The 1,865-nt window shown below is 42.4% G+C and carries 3 protein-coding genes; 1 reads left to right on the top strand and 2 read right to left on the bottom strand.

Going from position 1 to position 1,865, the window contains the following annotated elements; all coding sequences use genetic code 11:
• Together QUB11_RS29435 and QUB11_RS29430 are read right to left on the bottom strand one after the other, a co-directional pair.
• Nucleotides 1-374, bottom strand: a 374-nt coding sequence (locus tag QUB11_RS29435) for a hypothetical protein (protein WP_333392433.1), incomplete at its 3' end; no start/stop codon positions are given.
• Between the two features lie 12 nt (nt 375-386).
• Nucleotides 387-539 carry a hypothetical protein gene (locus tag QUB11_RS29430; RefSeq protein WP_333201399.1) on the bottom strand — a complete coding sequence of 51 codons (153 nt, stop codon included), beginning with the start codon at nt 537-539 and terminating at the stop codon, nt 387-389.
• 492 nt (nt 540-1,031) lie between these two features.
• On the opposite strand from QUB11_RS29430, the gene QUB11_RS29425 reads away from it, so the two are divergent.
• The coding region (locus QUB11_RS29425) for an AAA-like domain-containing protein (protein ID WP_333392431.1) at nt 1,032-1,865 on the top strand (834 nt) is incomplete at its 3' end.

Genomic DNA, 1,865 nt, shown 5'->3' with positions numbered 1-1,865 from the left:
GAATCATCGCTGTCACGACGGTCAATGATATCAACTGTTTCCGAATCATCGCTGTCACGACGGTCAATGATATCAACGGTTTCAGAATCATCGTTGTCACGACGGTCAATGATATCAACCGTTTCCGAATCATCGCTGTCGTCGTCAATCAAATCAACAGTTTCAGAATCATCGCTGTCGTCGTCAATGATATCAACAGTTTCAGAATCATCGCTGTCGTCGTCAATCGCATCGACAGTTTCCGAATCGCCAATATTTATGTCGATCTCAATGAGGCCAGCCTTTTCAGAATCCTCAATATTTATGTCGATGTCAATGATGCCAGCCTTTTTAGTGCTGTACTTGTCTCCTTTGAGAATAGGTGCGCTCGCCATTTTGATTACTCCTTATTGTTTGGTAATTGATACAAAATTTCGCCCGATCTTGAAATGAAAGTCGTCGTTGCCAGTGCCGCCCCACAGGTCGTCGTTGCCACCAAAACCCGACAATATGTAATTTCCTGCTTTGCCATAGATTTTGTCAGCTTGATTAGTTCCCACTAATGATTTGTGAAACTTACCGCCGTTATCAGTGTTGTTGTCATTGAATTGAGTACCGTAGATATCAATTTCAGTTTCTCATTAGTATTTCAAACTAATTGGTTTATTGAGGAAGTAATGGTGGGTATTTATATTTTTTTGCTGCCCTTTTCGCTTCCTGTTATCAGTTTGTTGCTAAAACTATCGAACAGCAATGGTGATAAAATCAGGTATTATAGGAACTGATAAATAGCTTCAGGTTCTGAATTTATAGGGAAAAATCAGGTGCATCCTGACAAAGCACCATAAAAATCAGGACAGAGGCATCAGACCAAAGAAACCGGGTTTTTGACCTAATCTGTTGGCTGCGGCGAAGGATTATCGTAAAAAACCCGGTTTCTGACCACCGATTCGTATGTCCTAAAAATCAGTAAAAGTCAGGTTATTTGGTAAATCTCTACATAGTCAGGTTGCCGATCGTACAATCAAATATAGATTTGGGTGCAGGCAATTATGAAAGAATTTCCAGTTAGCGATGAATATCAGATTGGCGGTAGTCTCCCAGCAGATGCGTCGTGTTACGTGACGCGGCAAGCCGACTGGGACTTTTACGAATGTTTGAAGGCCAATGAGTTTTGTTACGTGCTGAATTCGCGGCAAATGGGCAAATCTAGTTTGCGGGTGCGGACGATGCAAAGGCTGCAAGCTGAAGGTACTGTTTGCGCTTCTATCGATTTAACTGGGATTGGTAAGGAAGATGTAACTCCCGAAAAGTGGTATGCAGGCATTGTTAATTCTTTAGTCAGTAGCTGTCAGCTAGGTAATAAAATTAATTGGCGGAATTGGTGGCGCGAACGCCGGGATTTGTTATCGCCCGTCCAGCGGTTTAGTTTATTTATTGAAGAAGTTGTTTTAGTTGAAATAGAACCAAGTATTGTTATTTTTATTGACGAGATCGATCGAGTGTTGAGCATGAACTTTTCTAGCGATGAGTTTTTTGCTCTGATTCGCTGGTTTTACAATCAAAGAGTTGACCATCCTCTGTACCAGCGTTTGACTTTTGCGCTGTTGGGGGTGGCTACGCCTTCGGATTTGATTGCTGATAAAACTCAAACTCCTTTTAATATTGGTAAGGCGATAAATTTACGCGGTTTTCAGATTGATGAAGTGCAGCCTTTGATTGATGGTTGGCGGGGGCAAGTTGCTAATCCTGAAAGTGCGATCGCAGATATTTTGGATTGGACGGGGGGACAACCTTTTTTGACGCAAAAGCTGTGCAAGTTAATGCTGGAAAAGGAGTTAAAGAGAGTTAACCGCAGAGGCGCAGAGGGCGCCGATCAAGACAGG

It is taken from the genome of Microcoleus sp. B6-A1 (assembly GCF_036705085.1).
Taxonomy (GTDB): Bacteria; Cyanobacteriota; Cyanobacteriia; order Cyanobacteriales; family Microcoleaceae; genus Microcoleus.
This window is presented reverse-complemented; position numbering and strand designations above follow the sequence as displayed.